Origin of the sequence: Sphaerimonospora cavernae (assembly GCF_042435035.1) — a bacterium.
Lineage (GTDB): Bacteria > Actinomycetota > Actinomycetes > Streptosporangiales > Streptosporangiaceae > Sphaerimonospora > Sphaerimonospora cavernae.
The window spans coordinates 182073-200780 of record NZ_JBHMQT010000059.1 but is presented as its reverse complement, the minus strand read 5'-3'; the positions used below and the strand labels follow the sequence as shown (position 1 = coordinate 200780).

Annotated in this window: 15 protein-coding genes; 14 read left to right on the top strand and 1 reads right to left on the bottom strand. The window is 74.9% G+C overall.

Annotated features, from left to right (window positions below; translation table 11 throughout):
* The first annotated feature begins 37 nt into the window (after positions 1-37).
* Genes ACFHYQ_RS27050 through cobC form a run of 14 tightly spaced genes read left to right on the top strand, consistent with a single transcriptional unit; the run spans position 38 to position 17819 of the window.
* Positions 38-1612 carry a cobyric acid synthase gene (locus ACFHYQ_RS27050; RefSeq protein ID WP_394303961.1) on the top strand — a complete coding sequence of 525 codons (1575 nt, stop codon included), beginning with the start codon at positions 38-40 and terminating at the stop codon, positions 1610-1612.
* Positions 1609-5190, top strand: coding sequence for a cobaltochelatase subunit CobN (gene cobN / locus ACFHYQ_RS27045; RefSeq protein WP_394303960.1), 3582 nt, complete (start codon positions 1609-1611; stop codon positions 5188-5190). Before ACFHYQ_RS27050 ends, cobN begins: the two co-directional genes overlap by 4 nt.
* The gene (locus tag ACFHYQ_RS27040; protein WP_394303959.1) at positions 5187-7226 is read left to right on the top strand and encodes a VWA domain-containing protein; all 2040 of its coding nucleotides are present in this window, start codon (positions 5187-5189) and stop codon (positions 7224-7226) included. The genes cobN and ACFHYQ_RS27040 overlap by 4 nt, the downstream gene beginning before the upstream one ends.
* Complete coding sequence (cobO, locus tag ACFHYQ_RS27035) at positions 7227-7841, top strand: cob(I)yrinic acid a,c-diamide adenosyltransferase (RefSeq protein ID WP_394303958.1); 615 nt, start codon at positions 7227-7229, stop codon at positions 7839-7841. It abuts the gene before it with no gap.
* Positions 7835-9232 carry a cobyrinic acid a,c-diamide synthase CobB gene (locus ACFHYQ_RS27030; protein WP_394303957.1) on the top strand — a complete coding sequence of 466 codons (1398 nt, stop codon included), beginning with the start codon at positions 7835-7837 and terminating at the stop codon, positions 9230-9232. Before cobO ends, ACFHYQ_RS27030 begins: the two co-directional genes overlap by 7 nt.
* Positions 9229-10017: a precorrin-2 C(20)-methyltransferase gene (gene cobI, locus ACFHYQ_RS27025; protein WP_394303956.1), complete on the top strand. Its 789-nt coding sequence runs from the start codon at positions 9229-9231 to the stop codon at positions 10015-10017. The genes ACFHYQ_RS27030 and cobI overlap by 4 nt, the downstream gene beginning before the upstream one ends.
* Positions 10014-10856 carry a precorrin-4 C(11)-methyltransferase gene (cobM, locus tag ACFHYQ_RS27020; RefSeq protein ID WP_394303955.1) on the top strand — a complete coding sequence of 281 codons (843 nt, stop codon included), beginning with the start codon at positions 10014-10016 and terminating at the stop codon, positions 10854-10856. Before cobI ends, cobM begins: the two co-directional genes overlap by 4 nt.
* A gap of 3 nt (positions 10857-10859) precedes the next feature.
* Entirely contained in the window at positions 10860-11999 is a 1140-nt protein-coding gene (locus tag ACFHYQ_RS27015; RefSeq protein ID WP_394303954.1) for a cobalt-precorrin-5B (C(1))-methyltransferase, read from the top strand.
* Positions 11996-13207, top strand: coding sequence for a precorrin-6y C5,15-methyltransferase (decarboxylating) subunit CbiE (gene cbiE / locus ACFHYQ_RS27010; RefSeq protein ID WP_394303953.1), 1212 nt, complete (start codon positions 11996-11998; stop codon positions 13205-13207). The genes ACFHYQ_RS27015 and cbiE overlap by 4 nt, the downstream gene beginning before the upstream one ends.
* Positions 13204-14922 carry a precorrin-3B C(17)-methyltransferase gene (gene cobJ / locus ACFHYQ_RS27005; protein ID WP_394303952.1) on the top strand — a complete coding sequence of 573 codons (1719 nt, stop codon included), beginning with the start codon at positions 13204-13206 and terminating at the stop codon, positions 14920-14922. Before cbiE ends, cobJ begins: the two co-directional genes overlap by 4 nt.
* Positions 14910-15197 carry an ATP-binding protein gene (locus tag ACFHYQ_RS27000; RefSeq protein WP_394303951.1) on the top strand — a complete coding sequence of 96 codons (288 nt, stop codon included), beginning with the start codon at positions 14910-14912 and terminating at the stop codon, positions 15195-15197. The genes cobJ and ACFHYQ_RS27000 overlap by 13 nt, the downstream gene beginning before the upstream one ends.
* A complete protein-coding gene (locus tag ACFHYQ_RS26995) occupies positions 15152-15802 on the top strand; it encodes a precorrin-8X methylmutase (RefSeq protein ID WP_394303950.1) in 651 nt (216 codons plus the stop codon). Before ACFHYQ_RS27000 ends, ACFHYQ_RS26995 begins: the two co-directional genes overlap by 46 nt.
* Positions 15799-16734: a sirohydrochlorin chelatase gene (locus ACFHYQ_RS26990; RefSeq protein ID WP_394303949.1), complete on the top strand. Its 936-nt coding sequence runs from the start codon at positions 15799-15801 to the stop codon at positions 16732-16734. Before ACFHYQ_RS26995 ends, ACFHYQ_RS26990 begins: the two co-directional genes overlap by 4 nt.
* An 8-nt stretch (positions 16735-16742) precedes the next feature.
* Complete coding sequence (gene cobC / locus ACFHYQ_RS26985) at positions 16743-17819, top strand: Rv2231c family histidinol phosphate aminotransferase CobC (protein ID WP_394303948.1); 1077 nt, start codon at positions 16743-16745, stop codon at positions 17817-17819.
* Here the strand turns inward: cobC and ACFHYQ_RS26980 are convergent.
* Positions 17807-18691, bottom strand: a complete 885-nt coding sequence (locus tag ACFHYQ_RS26980) for a VOC family protein (RefSeq protein WP_394303947.1) — start codon at positions 18689-18691, stop codon at positions 17807-17809. The two genes, cobC and ACFHYQ_RS26980, sit on opposite strands and share 13 nt — an antisense overlap.
* Between the last annotated feature and the right edge of the window lie 17 nt (positions 18692-18708).

The following is an 18708-nucleotide window of genomic DNA, read 5'->3' as shown; positions in this document are numbered from 1 at the left end:
GGCACCTCACTGCCGGTCTCGCGCCCCGTCCCCTGACGTGCCGCGGCACGGCGGCGGCTCGCTGCTCGTCGCCGGCACCACCTCTGACGCGGGCAAGAGCATCCTGACCGCGGGGCTGTGCCGGTGGCTGGCCCGCCGAGGCGTCCGGGTCGCGCCGTTCAAGGCGCAGAACATGTCGCTGAACTCGGTGGTCACCGCCGACGGCGGTGAAATCGGCCGGGCGCAGGCGATGCAGGCCGCCGCCGCCCGGGTCGAGCCGGAGGCGGCGATGAACCCCGTGCTGCTCAAACCGGCCGGGGAACGGCACTCCCACGTCGTGGTGCTCGGCCGTCCGCACGCGGACGTCGACGCGCTCTCCTATCGAGGGCACAAGCCCGCCCTGCTCGACGTCGCCGTCGGCGCGCTGGACGGCCTGCGCCGCCGGTTCGACGTGGTGATCTGCGAAGGCGCGGGCAGCCCGGCCGAGGTCAACCTGCGCGACCGCGACATCGCGAACATGGGGCTGGCCCGCGCCGCGAACCTGCCCGTCCTGGTCGTCGGAGACATCGACCGCGGCGGGGTGCTCGCGCACTTCGCCGGCACCCTGGCGGTCCTGGACCCGGAAGACCAGCGGCACATCGCGGGTTTCGTGGTCAACAAGTTCCGCGGCGACCCGGCGCTGCTGCGGCCCGGCCTGGACTGGCTGCGCGAGACCACCGGGCGGGCCTGCCTCGGCGTGCTGCCCTGGCGGTCCGGGCTCTGGCTCGACGTGGAGGACTCCCTCGATCTCGACGGCAGACCCGGACTGCTGACTCCTCCCGTCGGCCGGGACATCCTGCGGGTCGCGCTCGTACGGCTCCCGCGTATGTCGAACGTCACCGACGCCGACGCGCTGGCCGCCGAGCCCGGCGTCGGCGTGCGCCTGGTCGCCACGCCCGCCGAGATGGCCGAAGCCGACCTCGTCATCGTGCCCGGCACCCGCTCGACCCTGTCCGATCTGGCCTGGCTGCGTGAACGCGGCATCGACGCGGAGCTGCGGCGCCGGGCCGCGGCCGGCCGGCCGGTGCTCGGCGTGTGCGGCGGGCTGCAGATGCTCGGCGCCGCGATCCACGACGACGACGGCGTGGAGAGCCGGGAGGGCCACGCGCCCGGCCTCGGGCTGCTGCCGGTGCGCACCGACTACAGCCCGGCCAAGGTGCTGGCGTCACCGGTCGGCCGGTGGCGCGGTCACGAGGTGTCGGGCTATCAGATCCATCACGGCCGGGTCATCGTCGACGGCGGTGAGCCGTTCCTCGACGGCTGCCGCAGCGGGCAGGTGTGGGGGACGACCTGGCACGGGATCTTCGAGCGCGACGGGTTCCGGCGGGCGTTCCTGGCCGAGGTGGCCGCTGCCGCGGGACGCGACTGGCGGCCCGGCACAGGCTCGTTCGCCGAGCGCCGCGAGGCCCGCCTCGACGCCCTCGGCGACCTGGTCGAGGAGCACCTGGACACCGACGCGGTGTGGCGGCTGATCGAGCGCGGCGTCCCCGCCGGCCTGCCCGCCGTCGGCCTCGCTCCCGTTGATCGGGCCCGTACGGGCCCGGCTCCCGTGATTTTGACACCGCACACCGATGGGGAGGCCGCCCGGTCATGACCATGCTGCTGCTGTCGACGGCCGACACCGAGCTGCTCGCCGCGCTGCGGAGCGGGGACGATCCGCGAAGCGGGGCCGGCTGGCGGGTCGCCAACCCCGCGCGGATATCGGCCGAGGACGTCCCGGCCCTGGTGAACGGAGCGGACGGGACGGACGCCGTGGATGCCGTCGTGGTCCGGCTGCTCGGCGGGCGCCGCTCCTGGCCGGAGGGCCTCGACGCGGTGCTCGCCTGCGGCCGTCCGGTGGTGGTGCTCGGCGGCGAGGCCGAGCCCGACGCCGCGCTGATGACGCTGTCCACGGTGCCGCACGGCGTGGCCGCGCAGGCGCTCGCGTACCTGACGGAGGGCGGCCCGGACAATCTCCGCGAGCTGCGCAGGTTCCTGTCCGACACGCTGCTGATGACCGGAGAGGGCTTCGCACCGCCGCGCACCACCCCTGAGTACGGCGTGCGCCCCCGCGAACGGCACAGCGACCGGCCGCTGGTGGGCGTGGTCTACTACCGGGCGCACGAGCTGTCGGGCAACACGGCGTTCGTCGACGACCTGTGCGACGCGATCGAGGCGGCCGGCGGCGACGTTCTTCCGGTGTTCTGCGGATCGCTGCGCGGCGCCGGTCCCGAGGTGGCCGACCTGCTGCGGCCGGCCGACGCGCTGGTGGTCACCGTGCTCGCGGCGGGCGGGGCCGCCCCGGCGAGCGCCTCGGCCGGGGGCGACGACGACGCGTGGGACGTGGGCGCGCTCGCCACGCTCGACGTGTCCGTGCTGCAGGCGCTGTGCCTCACCACGTCCCGGGCGACCTGGTCGGAGTCGGATGCCGGGCTGTCCCCCCTCGACGCGGCGATGCAGGTGGCGGTGCCCGAGTTCGACGGCCGTCTGATCACCGTGCCGTTCTCGTTCAAGGAGGACGGGCCGGACGGCGTGCCGGTTTACGCGGCCGATCCCGAACGCTGCGCCCGGATCGCCGGGTTGGCCGTCGCGCACGCCCGGCTGCGGCACGTGCCGAACGCCGCCAGGCGGGTCGCGATCGTGCTGTCCTCCTACCCGACCAAGCACTCGCGGGTCGGCAACGCGGTCGGCCTCGACACCCCCGCCTCGGCTGTCGTGCTGCTGCGGGCGCTGCGCGAGGCCGGCTATGACGTCGGGGACGAGCCGTACGACAGCGGCGACGAGCTGATCCACAGGCTGATCGCGGCGGGCGGCCACGACGTGGAGTGGCTGACCGAGGACCAGTTGCGCGCGGCACCCGCCCGCGTCCCGCTCGCGGCGTACCGGTCGTGGTTCGAGGCGCTGCCGGCCGACCTGCGCGAGGCCGTCGCCGGGCACTGGGGACCGCCGCCCGGGGAGCTGTACGTCGACGGGGACGACATCGTGCTCGCCGGGCTGCGGTTCGGCAACGTGTTCCTGATGATCCAGCCGCCGCGCGGCTTCGGCGAGAACCCGGTGGCGATCTACCACGACCCGGATCTGGCGCCGAGCCACCACTACCTCGCCGCCTATCACTGGCTGGCCCGCGACTTCGGTTCGCACGCCGTGGTGCATCTGGGCAAGCATGGCACGCTGGAGTGGCTGCCCGGCAAGGGCCTCGGCCTGTCCGGGTCGTGCGCTCCCGACGCCACGCTGGGCGATCTGCCGCTGGTCTACCCGTTCATCGTCAACGACCCCGGCGAGGGCACCCAGGCAAAGCGGCGGGCGCACGCGACCGTGGTCGATCACCTGATCCCGCCGATGGCGCGGGCGGAGTCGTACGGCGACCTGGCCCGGCTGGAGCAGCTGCTCGACGAGCACGCCACCGTCGCCGCCCTCGACCCGGCCAAGCTACCGGCCGTACGGGCGCGGATCTGGACGCTCATCCAGGCGGCCCGGCTGCACCACGATCTGGACGTCGCCGAGCGCCCCGGCGACACCGAGTTCGACGACTTCCTGCTGCACGTCGACGGCTACCTGTGCGAGATCAAGGACGTGCAGATCCGCGACGGCCTGCACATCCTCGGCCAGGCTCCGTACGGCGAGGCCCGGGTCAACCTGGTTCTCGCGGTGCTGCGCGCCCGGCAGGTGTGGGGCGGCACAACAGCGGCGCTGCCGGGTCTGCGGGAGGCGCTGGGGCTGACCGAAGGAAAGGAAGAGTCGCGCGGGGAGGTCGACCGGCTGGAGGCGCGGGCGCGGGAGCTCGTCCAGGCGATGGAGGACCGCGGCTGGGATCCGGAGGCGGCCGCGGAGGTCGCCGACCTGCCGGAGGTCGAGCGGGTGCTGCGTTTCGCCGCCACCGAGGTGGTGCCCCGGCTGGAGCGCACGACCGACGAGGTGTCGGGGGTGCTGCACGCGCTCGGCGGCGGGCACGTCCCGGCCGGGCCGTCGGGTTCGCCGACCCGCGGGCTGGTCAACGTGCTGCCCACCGGGCGCAACTTCTACTCGGTCGATCCCAAGGCGATCCCGTCCCGGCTGGCCTGGGAGACCGGGGCCGCGCTCGCGGCGTCGCTGGCCGAGCGCCACCTCGCCGACACCGGCCGCTGGCCCCGCACGGTCGGCCTGACCGTGTGGGGCACCAGCGCCATGCGCACCCAGGGCGACGACATCGCCGAGATCATGGCACTGCTCGGGGTACGCCCGAGGTGGGACGACGCCTCCCGCCGGGTGACCGGGTTCGAGGTGCTGGACGTCGCCGAGCTGGGCCGGCCCCGCGTCGACGTGGTCGTACGGATCAGCGGGTTCTTCCGCGACGCGTTCCCGCACGTGGTGTCGCTGCTCGACGAGGCCGTGCGCACGGTGGCCGCCCTGGACGAGCCGGCCGAGGTCAACCCGTTGCGTGCGCACGTCGAGGCGGACCTGGCCGGGCACGGCGACCGGCGTCGCGCCACCAGCCGCGTCTTCGGCTCCAAGCCCGGGGCGTACGGCGCGGGCCTGCTGCCGCTGATCGACTCGCGTGACTGGCGCGACGACGGTGACCTCGCGGAGGTCTACGCGGTCTGGGGCGGTTACGCCTATGGGCAGGGGCTGGACGGCCGTGAGGCCAGGACGGACATGGAGACGGCGTTCCGGCGCATCGAGGTGGCGGCGAAGAACCAGGACAACCGCGAGCACGACATCGCCGACTCCGACGACTACTTCCAGTACCACGGCGGCATGGTGGCGATGGTGCGCCACCTGACCGGGACCTCGCCGCTGGCCTACGTCGGCGATTCGCACGTCCCGGACGCCGTGCGCACCCGCACGCTGGGCGAGGAGACCCGCCGGGTGTTCCGCTCCCGGGTGGTGAACCCCCGGTGGATCGCCGCGATGCGGCGGCACGGCTACAAGGGCGCGTTCGAGATGGCGGCGACCGTCGACTACCTGTTCGGCTTCGACGCGACCGCCGGGGTGGTGGACGACTGGATGTACGAGACGCTCGCCCAGTCGTACGTCTTCGACCCCGAGGTGCGGGATTTCATGCGCAGGTCGAACCCGTGGGCGCTGCGCGGCATCGCCGAGCGGCTGATCGAAGCGGCCGACCGGGGGCTGTGGGCACAGCCGGAAGAACGGACCCTCGACCAACTGCGGGCGACATATCTGGAAATGGAAGGCGACTTGGAGGCGGGCCAGTGATATATCCGTTCAGCGCGGTCGTCGGGCTCGCCGACCTCAAGCTCGCGCTGCTGCTCAACGCGGTGTCACCGTCCATCGGCGGCGTGCTCGTGCGCGGCGAGAAGGGCGCGGCCAAGTCCACGGTCGTGCGGTCGCTGGCCGCGCTGCTGCCGCCGGTGCGGGTGGTGGCCGGCTGCCGGTTCTCCTGCGGCCCCGGCGCGCCGGACCCGCACTGCCCCGACGGCCCCCATGAGGAAGACGGCCCCGCCACCGAACGACCGGCCCGGCTGGTCGAGCTGCCGATCGGCGCCGGGGAGGACCGGGTGACCGGATCGCTCGACCTGGAACGGGCGCTGACCGAGGGCGTCAAGGCGTTCGAGCCCGGGCTGCTGGCCGCCGCGCACCGGGGCGTGCTCTACGTCGACGAGGTCAACCTGCTGCACGACCACCTGGTGGACCTGCTGCTCGACGCGGCCGCGATGGGCATCTCGTACGTCGAGCGCGAGGGCGTGTCGGTCCGGCACGCCGCGCGGTTCCTCCTGGTCGGCACGATGAACCCGGAGGAGGGCGAGCTTCGCCCGCAACTGCTCGACCGCTTCGGCCTCGCCGTTGACGTGCGCGCCTCGCGTGAGCCGGCCGAGCGCGCCGAGGTGGTGCGCCGCCGGCTCGCGTTCGATGCCGACCCGGCCGCTTTCGGAGCCGCGTACGAAACCGGCGATCGGGCGCTCGCCGAGCGGATCGCGTCCGCCCGTGCCCTGCTCCCCCGGGTGGTGCTCCCCGACCCGGCGCTGCGTCAGGTGACCGCGGTGTGCGCGGCCTTCGACGTGGACGGGCTGCGTGCGGACCTGGTCATGGCGCGGACCGCGATCGCGCTCGCCGCGTGGGAGGGCCGCGACGAGGTCACCGGTGACGACGTGGCCACGGCGGCGCGGCTGGCGCTGCCGCACCGACGCCGCCGGGACCCGTTCGGCGAGCCGGGCCTGGACGAGGAACGGCTGGAGCGCGCACTCGCCGACGCGGCCGGTGACACAGCCGGTGACACAGCCGGTGACACAGCCGGTGAGGGCGACGGCTCCGAAGCGGGCAGGCCGGACGGCGACGGCCCAAATAAGGAAGGCCCGGATAACGATGATCCGGACGATGACGGTCCGGGCGGTGGGCCCGGTGATGACGGTCCGGGCGGCCTCCCGGGAGGCGAGGGCCCGGGAGACCGGCCCGCCCACTCCTCGGAACGGCCCCCGGCCCCGGCCGGACAGCCGTACCGGACGCGGCTGCTGACCCCGCCGACCGTGGGCAGGGGCGGCCCGGCGGGCAGACGCGGACGCACGGCCGGCGGGTCAGCGGGCCGGGCGGTCGGCGCACGGCCGGTGTCGAACGGCCGTGCCGTACCACTGCATCTCGTGGCGACGCTCACCGCGGCCGCGCCGTACCAGCGGGACCGGGGCCGCGGCCGCGGTGGACCGCTGGTGCTGCGCCGCGCCGACCTCAGGGTGGCGATCCGGGAGGGGCGCGAGTCGAACCTCGTGCTGTTCTGCGTGGACGCGAGCGGATCGATGGCGGCGCGGGCGCGGATGGGCGCGGTCAAGGGGGCGGTGCTCTCGCTGTTGCTCGACGCCTACCAGCGGCGCGACAAGGTCGGGCTGGTGACCTTCCGCGGCGAGGGCGCGACCGTGGCGCTGCCGCCCACCTCGAGCGTCGAACTGGCCTCCGCCCGGCTGGAGCGGCTCGCGACCGGCGGGCGCACCCCGATCGCCGCCGGGCTGGCGTGCGCCGCGCGGCTGCTCGCGGCCGAGCGGCTGCGTGATCCGCTGCGCCGCGCGCTGCTGGTCGTCGTCACCGACGGCCGGCACACCGCCGGTCCCGACCCGGCGGTGACCGCCCGGCGGCTCGCCGCCGACGGCGTGGCGGGTGTGGTGGTCGACTGCGAGCAGGGCCCGGTACGGCTCGGCCTGGCCGGCCGGATCGGCGCCGCGCTGGGTGGCGTCGCCCTGCGGCTGGACGAACTGGCGGCAGACGGGCTGGCCGAAATCGTGCGTGACGTGAGGATGGTGGCGTAGATGCCGCAGGGTAGGCCGGCCAGGGTGCCCGACGACGGGCTGACGACACGGCAACGGCGCAACCGGCCGCTCGTCATCGTGCACACCGGTGAGATGAAGGGGAAGTCGACCGCGGCCTTCGGTCTCGCGCTGCGCGCGTGGAACCAGGGCTGGCCGATCGGAGTGTTCCAGTTCGTCAAGAGCGCCAAGTGGCGGGTCGGCGAGGAGTCGGCGCTGCGCGCGCTCGGCCGGCTGCACGAGCAGACCGGCGAGGGCGGCCCGGTGACCTGGCACAAGATGGGCGAGGGCTGGTCGTGGATCCAGCGGCCGGGCACCGAGGCCGATCACGCGGCCGACGCACGGGAGGGCTGGGAGCAGGTCAGGCGGGACCTGGCCGCCCAGACCCACACGCTGTACGTCCTGGACGAGTTCACCTATCCGATCAAGTGGGGCTGGGTCGACGTCGGCGACGTCGTGGCGACACTGCGCGACCGCCCGGGTCACCAGCACGTGGTCATCACCGGCCGCGACGCCGACCCGCTGCTCGTCGAGGCCGCCGACCTGGTGGTGGAGATGACCAAGGTCAAGCACCCGATGGACGCGGGTCAGAAGGGTCAGCGAGGGATCGAATGGTGACGATGCCCCGCGTCGTCGTGGCCGCACCGTCGTCGGGAGCCGGCAAGACGACGTTCGCCACCGGGCTGATGGCCGCGCTGACGGGGCGCGGGCTGACCGTGTCGCCGCACAAGGTCGGCCCCGACTACATCGACCCCGGCTACCACGCCGCGGCGACCGGCCGGCCCGGTCGCAACCTCGACGCGTTCCTCGTCGGGGCTGATCTGGTGGCCCCGCTGTTCGCGTACGGAGCTCTCGGCGCGGACGTCGCCGTCGTGGAGGGCGTGATGGGGCTGTTCGACGGCCGCGGCGCGACCGGCGAGGGCTCGACCGCGCACGTCGCGCGGCTGCTGGACGCGCCGGTGCTGCTGGTCGTCGACGCGTCGGCGCAGTCGTCGTCGGTGGCCGCGCTCGTACACGGGTTCGCGACCTACGACCGGTCCGTACGACTCACCGGGGTGGTGCTCAACCGCGTGGCGTCGCCGCGTCACGAGTCGATCCTGCGCGAGGCGCTGGCCTCGTCCCCGGCACCGGTGCCGGTACTCGGGGCGTTGCCGCGCGATCCCGGTGCGGGCGTGCCGTCGCGGCATCTCGGCCTGGTTCCCGCGCAGGAGCGGGGTCCGGCGTCGCGTGCCGCCGTCGACGCGCTGGGCGCGCTGGTGGAGCGGCACTGCGACGTCGAGGCGATCATGCGGGTGGCGTCGGCGGCGCCGCGGCTCGCGGCCCGCCCGTGGTCCCCTGCCGACGCGGTCGGCCGGCCCGTCTCGCCGGGCCCCGTCGTGGCGGTGTCCGCCGGGGCGGCGTTCACGTTCCGCTATCCCGAGACGGTCGAGTTGCTGGAGGCGGCGGGAGCGCGGGTCGCGACCGTGGACCCGCTGCGCGACGAGAGGCTGCCGGACGGCACCCGCGCGCTGGTGCTCGGCGGGGGGTTCCCGGAGGTCCACGCGGCCGAACTGTCGGCGAACCGCGCACTGCGCGACGAGGTGGCGCGGCGGGCGGCGGACGGCCTGCCGGTGATCGCCGAGTGCGGTGGCCTGCTCTATCTGGCCCGCGTTCTGGACGGGCTGCCCATGTGCGGGGTGCTACCGGTGGAGGCCCGGATGACCGAACGATTGACGATCGGCTACCGCGAGGCCGTACGGCACGGCACCCGCCCGGACGGCCCATCGGACGGCCCATTGGACGGCACGACCGGCGGCCCGGCCGGCGGCACGACCACCGGCACGCCGGCGCGGGCGCATGAGTTCCACCGCACGGTCTGCTCCCCCGCCGCCGGAAGGAACGCGGCGTACACGCTGGCGGGCGGCCGCCGGGAGGGGTTCGTCCAGGACCGGGTGCACGCCTCCTGTCTGCATCAGCACTGGGCCGGTGCGCCGCACCTGGCCCGCGATCTGGTGAAGGCGGCGGCGTGAGCGGCCCGGTGGTCAGTGGGGGTCCGGTGCTGATCGGCGTGGGCGTCGGCCCCGGCGATCCCGACCTGGTCACGGTGAAGGCGGTGCGGGTGCTGCGTACGGCCGACGTCGTGATGGTCCCCATAAAGGAGGGCGAGGAGGGCCGCGCCGAACGCGTGGTCCGCGCGCACCTTTCCGAAGGCTCGGGCGGCCGCGAAGGTTCAGGGGGCCCCGAAGGTTCGGGTGGCAGGGTGCGGCGGCTCGTGTTCGCGCTCACCGAGGAGGCCCGGCGCGACGCGGCCTGGGACGCGGCCGGGGCCGCCACCGCCGAGGCCTTCGTGAACGGCGCCCGCACGGTGGCGTTCGCGACCATCGGCGACCCCAACGTCTACAGCACGTTCACCTACCTCGCCGAGACGGTCCGGGGGCTGGTGCCCGGGCTGCGCGTCGAGACCGTGCCCGGGATCACCGCCATGCAGGCGCTGGCGGCGACGAGCGGCACGGTCCTCGTCGAGGGCCGTGAGTCGCTCGCCCTCATGCCGCTGACCGCGGGGGTCGAGCCGCTGCGCCACGCCCTCGACACCCACGACACGGTCGTCGCCTACAAGGGAGGACGCATGCTGCCCGAGGTGCTGGCCGCCGTCGGCGACGCCGGGCGGCTCGCCGACGCCGTCTACGGCGCCGCGCTCGGTCTGCCGGGCGAGGAGGTGCGGCCCGCCGCCGGTCTCGACCCCTCGGCGGCCGGGCCGTACCTGTCCTCGCTGCTGGTGACCCGGCGCAGGACGGGACGGGGAGGCAGGCTGTGACCGGCGAACGGGAGGACGGCCCGGCTGCGACCGGCGAAGTGATCTTCGTTGGGGCCGGGCCCGGCGCCGCCGACCTGCTCACGCTGCGCGGGGCGGCCGCCATCGGCCGGGCCGACGTGGTCGTGTGGGCCTCCAGCCTCGTGCATCCCGGCGTGCTGGACCACGCCCGTCCCGGCGCCCGCGTCGTCGACTCGGCGGCGGTGCCGCTGGAGGACGTCGTCGCGTTGTACGAGGAGGCCGCCAGGGACGGGCTGCGGGTGGCCCGGGTGCACTCCGGCGACCCCGCCCTGTGGGGCGCGGTCCAGGAGCAGCTCGACCGGTGCGCCGCGCTGGGCCTGGCGACCGAGATCGTGCCCGGGGTGTCCAGCTTCACCGCGGTCGCCGCCGCCGTCCGGCGCGAGCTCACGATTCCCGAGGTCGCGCAGTCGGTGGTGCTCACCCGGCTGGAGGGCGGCAAGACGCCGATGCCGCCCGGGGAGACCGTCCGGGGGTTCGCCGCGCACGGCACGACGATGGCGCTGTTCCTGTCGGCGGCCCGTGCCGTACGGCTCCAGCAGGAGCTGCTGGCCGGCGGCTATCCGCCGGAGACGCCGTGCGTCGTGGGCCACCGGGTCACCTGGGAGGACGAACTGGTCCTGCGCTGCCGGCTCGACGAACTGGCGTCGACCATGCGGGCGAGCAGACTGTGGAAGCAGACGCTGGTGCTCGTGGGGCCCGCCCTCGGCGCGTCCGGCACCCGCTCGCACCTCTACCATCCCGGGCACTTCCACGGGCACCGCCGGCCCGACCGCGCCGCCCGGCGGGCGCTGCGCGGCACGCGGCGCGAAGGCGAGCGTTGAGCGGTGAGCGAGCTACCGGAGCTGCGCGAGCCGGACCTGCCGCGCACGATGCGGGTGCGCAAGCGGGCGCTGCGCACCGGATGGACCACGGGCACCTGTGGCGCGGCGGCGGCCAAGGCCGCGAGCATCGCGCTCACCTCGGGCCGGACCCCGGCGGACGTGGACACGCCGCTGCCGACGGGCGACCGCGTGACACTGCCGGTCGAGTCGTACGAGATCCGCGCCGACCGGGCGATCGCCGTCGTCGTCAAGGACGCGGGCGACGATCCCGACGCCACCGACGGCGCGCACCTGACGGCGACCGTGTCCTGGCGGGACCGGACGGGCATCGAGCTGGACGGCGGCATCGGCGTCGGCGTGGTCACCAAGCCCGGCCTCGGACTGGAGGTCGGCGGCCCGGCCATCAACCCGGTGCCGCGCGCGCAGATCACCCAGGCCGTCGCGGAGGTCGTCGACCTCGCCGAACGCGGCGTCCGCGTGGTCATCAGCGTACCCGAGGGCGAGCGGATGGCCCGCAAGACCACCAACGCCCGGCTGGGAATCCTCGGCGGGATCTCGATCCTCGGCACCACCGGCGTCGTCCGCCCCTTCTCGACCGAGTCGTGGCGCTCGTCGGTGGTGCAGGCGATCAGCGTGATGGCCGCACAGGGCGAGCGGACGCTCGTGCTGTCCACCGGCGGTCGCACCGAGAACGCCGCGATGCGGCTGCGGCCGGACCTGCCCGAGGTGTGCTTCGTCGAGGTCGGCGACTTCACCGGGGCGGCGCTGCGCCGGGCCGTCGACGAGGGCCTGCGCGAGGTCCTGTTCGTCGGCATGGCCGGCAAGCTGACCAAGCTCGCGGCCGGCGTTCTCATGACGCACTACACCCGGTCGAAGATCGATCGCGGGTTGCTCGCGGGCATCACGCGGGAGGTCGGCGGCGACGCCGGGCTGGTCGAAGCCGCGGCCGGCGCCAACACGGCCCGGCACGCGTACGAGCTGTGGGAGGCGGCTGGCCTGCTCGAACCGGCCGGGCGGGTGCTGTGCCGCCGAGTCAAAGGCGTGCTCGAGGCGTTCACCGACGGCGTGATCACCGCGTCGGTCGTCATGGTCGACCCCGACGGCCGGGCCGCCGTCGCATCGAGCGAAGTGGCCGCCCCATGACGGGGGCGCCCCCGGTGACCGTCATCGGCGTCGACGCCGACGGGCGGCCGCCGCTCCCGTGGGCGGCGCGGCGGCTCGCCGAAGCGACGCTGGTGGTGGGCGCCGCCCGGCACCTGGCCGCCGTGCCGGTCCCGCCGCATGCCGCCCGGCACATGCTCGGCGACGTCGGCGCGGGCGTCGCGGCCGTGCGCGAACACGCCGGGCCGGCCGTCGTGCTGGCCTCCGGCGATCCCGGGTTCTTCGGGATCGTGCGCCTGCTGCGCGAGCGGGGCCTCGCCGTCGAGGTCGCGCCGGCGGTGTCGTCGGTGGCCGCGGCGTTCGCGTCGATCGGGCTGAGCTGGGACGACGCGGCCGTGGTCAGCGCGCACGGGCGGGAGTTGCGCCGGGCCGTGAACGCCTGCCGCGCCCTGCCCAAGGTGGCCGTGCTGACGGCGCCCGGCGCCGGGCCCGCCGAGATCGGCGCCGGATTGGCCGCCGCGTCCCCGGGCGTTTCCCGGCGGATGGTCGTCGCCGAGCTGCTGGGGACCCCCGAGGAGCGCGTCACCGAGTGCACGCCGGAGCAGGCGGCCACCCGGGAGTGGGCCGACCCCAACGTCGTGCTGGTGCTGGCCACCGAGGTCACCGCGGCACGCGGATGGTCCTGGCCCCGGCGGCGGGTGCCGTACCGGTGGGCACTGCCCGAGACGTCGTTCGAACACCGCGACGGCATGATCAGCAAGGCGGAGGTGCGTGCGCTCGCCCTCGCCCATCTGGCCCCCGGCGTCGGCGACCTGGTCTGGGACGTCGGCTGCGGCAGCGGTTCGGTCGCCGTCGAGTGCGCCCGGTTCGGCGCGGCCGTGATCGCCGCCGACCACGACGCGGACCAGTGCGAGCGGGCGGGCCGCAACGCGGCGGCGCACGGCGTGGAGATCTCCGTCGTCCGGGCGGCGGCCCCCGCGTGCCTGGCCGCCCTGCCCGACCCCGACGCCGTCTTCGTGGGCGGCGGCGGCCCGGAGACGGTCGCCGCCGCGGCCGGGCGCGGGGCGCGGTCGGTGGTGGTCGCGCTGGCCGCGCTCGACCGGGTCGCGGCCGCGCGTGACGCGCTGCGCGCCGCGTCGTACGACGTCGGCGGGGTCGCGATCAACGCGGGCAGGTTCGCCGACCTTCCCGGCGGCGCCACCAGGCTGGCCGCCGTCAATCCCGTCTTCCTCGTGTGGGGGCATCGTTGACGACTTCTGACGCGACGACGACATTGGGCCTGGTCACCGCCACCAGGGCGGGCCGTACCGCCGCCGGGCGCCTGGCGGCGGTCACCGCGGAACGGGACGTGCGCGTCTACGCGGTGACGGACCTCGCCCAGGCGTGGCGCGAATGCGATGAGATCGTCTGCTTCCTGGCGGTGGGCGCCACGGTACGGCTGCTCGCCCCGCTGCTGGGCGACAAGCACACCGACCCCGGCGTGGTCTGCGTCGACGAGGCGAACCGGTTCGCGGTCGCGCTCGTGGGCGGGCACGCCGGAGGCGCCAACCGGCTCGCGCGCCGCGTCGCCGACGCGCTCGGCGCGACACCCGTGATCACCACCGCGACCGACGCGTCCGGCACCGGGCCGCTCGACGAAATCGGCTGGCCGGTCGAGGGAGACGTGGCCGCCGTGACCCGCGCCATGCTCGACGGAGAGGAGGTCACGCTGGCGGCCGACGCCACCTGGCCGCTGCCGCCCCTGCCGGTCACCATCGAGACCACCCCCGTCGAGGAGAGCGTTTCACCCGCTCCCCGGGTCGTCGTCAGCGATCGGATCGGCGCGGGGCGGACGCGGCCGGCGGTCGTGGTCCGCCCGCCGAGCCTCGTGATCGGCGTGGGCGCCAGCGGCGGCGCCCCGGCCGAGGAGATCCTCACGCTCGTCTCGCGCGCGCTCGGCGACGCCGGTCTCGCGCCGGGCTCGGTCGCCCGGCTCGCCACAGTCGACGTGAAGGCCGGCGAACCGGGCATCGTCGAGGCGGCCCGCACGCTCGGCGTGCCGCTCATCACCCATCCCGCCGACCGGCTCGCCCGGATCCACGTGCCGAACCCGAGCGAGGTCGTGCGGAACGCGGTCGGCACCCCCAGCGTCGCGGAGGCGGCGGCGCTCGCCGAGGCCGGTGCGGGCGGCGAACTGGTCGCGCCGAAACGCAAGTCGGCGATGGCGACGGTGGCCGTCGCCCGCCTGCGGCCCCGCGGCAGGCTGGCGATCGTCGGCCTCGGTCCCGGCGCCCGCGACCTGCTCACCCCGCGCGCGGTCGCCGAACTGCGCCGAAGCGGCCACGTCGTGGGGCTGGACCAGTACGTCGCGCAGATCCGGGACCTGCTGCGGCCCGGCACCCAAGTGATCGAGAGCGGGCTCGGCGCCGAGGAGGAGCGGGCGCGCACGGCCGTACGGCTGGCCCGCGAGGGGCACGCGGTCGCGCTGGTCGGCAGCGGCGACGCCGGTGTGTACGCGATGGCCGCCCCGGCGCTGGAGTTCGCGGACGACACGTTCGACGTGGCCGGGGTGCCGGGGGTGACCGCCATGCTGGCCGGGGCCGCGCTGCTCGGCGCGCCACTCGGCCACGACCACTGCGCGATCAGCCTGTCGGACCTGCACACGCCGTGGGAGGCGATCGAACGGCGGGTGCGCGCCGCCGCCGACGCCGACCTGGTCGTCGCTTTCTACAACCCCCGCTCGCGGGGGCGCGACCGGCACCTTTCCAGAGCACTGGGCATCCTCGCCGAGCGGCGCTCCCCCGCCACGCCCGTCGGCGTGGTGACCGACGCCGCCCGTCCCGGGCAGACCGTCACACTGTCCACGCTCGGCGGCTTCGACGTCGAACCGGTCGGCATGCGCAGCATCGTGATCGTCGGCTCGACGCACAGCCACGTCGTCGCCGGCCGCTTCGTCACTCCAAGGGGGTACTCATGGCAACGCTGACATCCGCCCATCCGCCGTACGAGGTCGCCGCCGCGCCGTTCGCGGTCACCGCCGCCTGTCAGGGCTGCGGCGCCTGTCTGCTCACCTGCCCCGAGCACGCGATCCGGCCGGGAGCGGACGACGGGACGCTGGTCGTGCTCGCTGACCGGTGCAGCGGGTGCGGCGAGTGCGTCGAGGTCTGCCCCGTCGACGCCATAACCGAGACGGGAACCGAGGGGCGGACACCGACATGGACGCCGATGCGGACGCCGACGCCGACGGAGGTGCGGCGATGAGGGTGGTGCATCCCATCGAGGCGCTGTCGTACGAAATCCTCCGTTCGCGGGTGGACACCGCGCATCTGCCGCCGCTGACCCGGGCGGTCGTCGAGCGGGTCATCCACTCCAGCGCCGACGTCGGCTACCTCGACGATCTGGTGGTGTCGGCCGAGGAGCATCTGCGCGCCGCCGCGGCCGCGCTGCGCGCCGGAGCCCCGGTCGTCACCGACGCGGAGATGGTCGCGGCGGGCATCACGTCCGTGACCCCGATCTGCCGGGTACGCCATGTCGCCCCGCACGCCGCCCCGCACGCCGCCGCGCACGCCGCCGGTCACGGTGGGCTGACCCGCAGCGCGGCCGCCATCCGGCTGGCGTACGACGAGGTCGGGCCGGGCGCGGTGTGGGCCGTCGGCAACGCGCCGACCGCGCTGGAGCAACTGCTGCGCCTGGACGCCCGGCCCGCACTCGTCGTCGGGCTGCCGGTCGGGTTCGTCGGCGCGGTCGAGTCCAAGCAGGCGCTCCGGGAGTCGGGGCTGCCCGCCGTCAGCAACGTCAGCGAGAAGGGCGGCTCGGCGGTCGCCGCCGCCGCCGTCAACGCACTGCTCTACGCGGAGGATTCTTGAACGGCCAGCGGAACGGTCTGAACAACAGCACGCCGAACGGCCTGCTGATGGTGGGGCACGGCACCCGGGACACCGCCGGGGTACGCGATTTCCACCAGCTCGTCGAACTCGTGGCGCGGCGGGCGCCGGTGCCCGTCGCGGGTGGGTTCATCGAACTGTCGCCGCCGCCGTTGAAGGACGCGGTCGCCGAACTGGTCGGCAACGGGCACGACCGGCTCGGCGTCGTCCCGCTCGTCCTGGCCGCGGCCGGTCACGCCAAGGGCGACATCCCGGCCGCGCTCCATCGGGAGGTCGCCCGCCATCCCCGGCTCGGCTACGCGTACGGTCGGCCGCTCGGGCCGCACCCCACCCTGCTCGACCTGCTGGACGAGCGGCTGGGCGCCGTACTGGACGTGGCCGAGCGGGCGGACACGACGGTGATCCTGGTCGGCCGGGGCTCGACCGACCCGGACGCCAACGCCGAGCACGCCAAGGTGGCCCGGCTGCTGTGGGAGGGCCGGGGCCTGGCCGGGGTGGAGCCCGCATTCATCAGCCTCGCCGCCCCCGGCGTGCCCGCCGCGCTGGAACGGGCCCGCCTGCTCGGCGCGCGACGCGTCGTCGTCCTGCCGTACTTCCTGTTCAACGGCGTGCTGCCCGCCCGTACGGCGGAGCAGGCGCGGGCCTGGGCCGCCGATCGCCCCGAGGTCGAGGTCCGCTGCGCCGGCGTCATCGGGCCGGTTGCCGGGCTCGCCGACCTCGTGCTCGAGCGGTTCATGGAGGCCCGGAGCGGCGACATCAGGATGAACTGCGACACGTGCGTCTACCGGATCGCGATGCCGGGCCACGAACACCGCGTCGGCGCCGCGCAGCACCCGCACCACCACCCCGACGACCCGAACCATCACCCGCACCACCACCCCGACGACCCGGCCCACGTGCACGCTCACGCATGATTGCACCCGTGAACGACCCCGTGAACAACCCCGTGAACGACCCCGTGAACGACCCCGTGAACGACTACGACCTGCGGCACCACGGCGACGCCGAGGCCGCGCCGGGAATGCTCGACTTCGCCGTCAACGTGCGCCTGGCCGCGCCGCCGGAGTGGCTGCGCGCCGTGCTCGTGGACGCACTCGGCACGCTCGGCCGCTACCCGGACCCGGCCACCGCGACCGCCGCGGTGGCCGCCCGGCACGGCCGGCCCGCCGAGGAGGTCCTGCCCGTCGCGGGCGCGGCCGAGGCGTTCGTGCTGCTCGCCCGGGCGCTGCGGCCACGCCGCGCGGTGTGCGTGCATCCGTCGTTCACCGAGCCCGAGGCGGCGCTGCGCACGGCCGGGCACGACGTCGAGCGGGTGGTGCTGCCGGAGCCGTACGGCCTTCGGCCCAACCTGATCCCCTCCGACGCCGACCTGGTCGTGCTCGGCAATCCGACCAACCCCACGGGTGTGCTGCACGATCCCGCCGATCTGGTGCGGCTGGCCCGGCCGGGCCGGACCCTCGTCGTGGACGAGGCGTTCATCGACACCGTCCTGGGCGAGCGTGGCAGCCTCGCGGGGCGACGGGACCTCCCCGGCCTCGTCGTGCTCCGCAGCCTGACCAAGACGTGGGGGCTGGCCGGGCTGCGCGTGGGCTACCTGCTGGCGGAACCGGCGATGGTCCGCACGCTGGCGCGGGCGCAGCCGCTGTGGTCGGTGTCCAGTCCGGCGCTGGCCGCGCTGGTCGCCTGCTGCTCACCCGCCGCGCTGGCCGAGGCCGAGCGGGCGGCGGTGCTGCTCGGCGAGCAGCGCGCCCATCTGCTGGCCGGTCTCGCCGACCTCGGGATCGAGGTCGCCGCGCCGTCGTCGGCCTCGTTCGTGCTCGTCCGCCTGCCCGGCGGGCTGAAGGTCCGCGAGCGGCTGCGCGCGGCCGGGATCGCGGTCCGCCGGGCCGACACCTTCCCCGGTCTGGGCCCCGACCACCTGCGGATCGCCGTACGGCCGCAGGCCCAGACCGACGGACTGCTCACCGAGCTGAGCCGGGCCGTCGATCACGCGTTGTAGGCGTGACCCCAGTAGGCGTCCTCGGTGATCTCCTTGACCGACCAGGTGGCGTCGTCGACCCGGATCGCGCCGGTGCCGTACTCCACCTGGAACCCGCCGGGAGTGGCGGCGTAGAAGGAGACCATCTTGTCGTTGGTGTGCCGGCCCAGCGACTGCAGCACCGGGATCTTCCGCGCGGTGAACCGGTCCAGGCCGCGGCCCACGTCGTCGAGCTCCTCCATCTCCAGCATGAAGTGGAAGATCGCGGCGGGCATCGGAACCTCGCACAGCCCCAGGCTGTGGTGGCGGGGGTTGCAGCCGAGGAAGCGCACCCAGTTCATCGTGCCTTCGGGTCCGCCGAACGTCGCCGCGGGGAACCGCATCGAGTCGCGGTGCCGGAAGCCGAGGACCTCGGTGTAGAAGGTGAAGGACGCCTCGATGTCCGACGCCGAGACAACCACGTGGCCGAGCCCCAGGTCATCGGTGATGAACCTCTGGCCGTGCGTGGTGATCACGGGGCTGTGGTCCAGCACCGGGTTGTAGTAGATCTCCAGGTGGTTGCCGTTCGGGTCGTCCACGTGGGCCAGCTCCTCGACCCGGCGGTCCACGGCCTCCTCGGCCGTGCCGGGCGTGACCTCGTGGCCGGCGGCCTCGAGGCGCGCGACGACCTCGCGGAAGGCGGCCCGGTTGGGCGCCTCCCAGCCGGTCGCGAGCAGCCGGTCGGTCTCGCCGGGCAGGAACGTGAACCGGGAGGCGTGCTCGTCCATCCGCAGGTACAGCGCGTCCTCGCGTGGACCGGTGGTGGCGACCAGGCCGAGCACCTCGGTGGCGAAGGCGCGCCACTCGTCGAGCTTCGCGGTCTCGAACCGCAGGTAACCGAGAGAGTGAATCATGGCAGTTACTCCTGGTG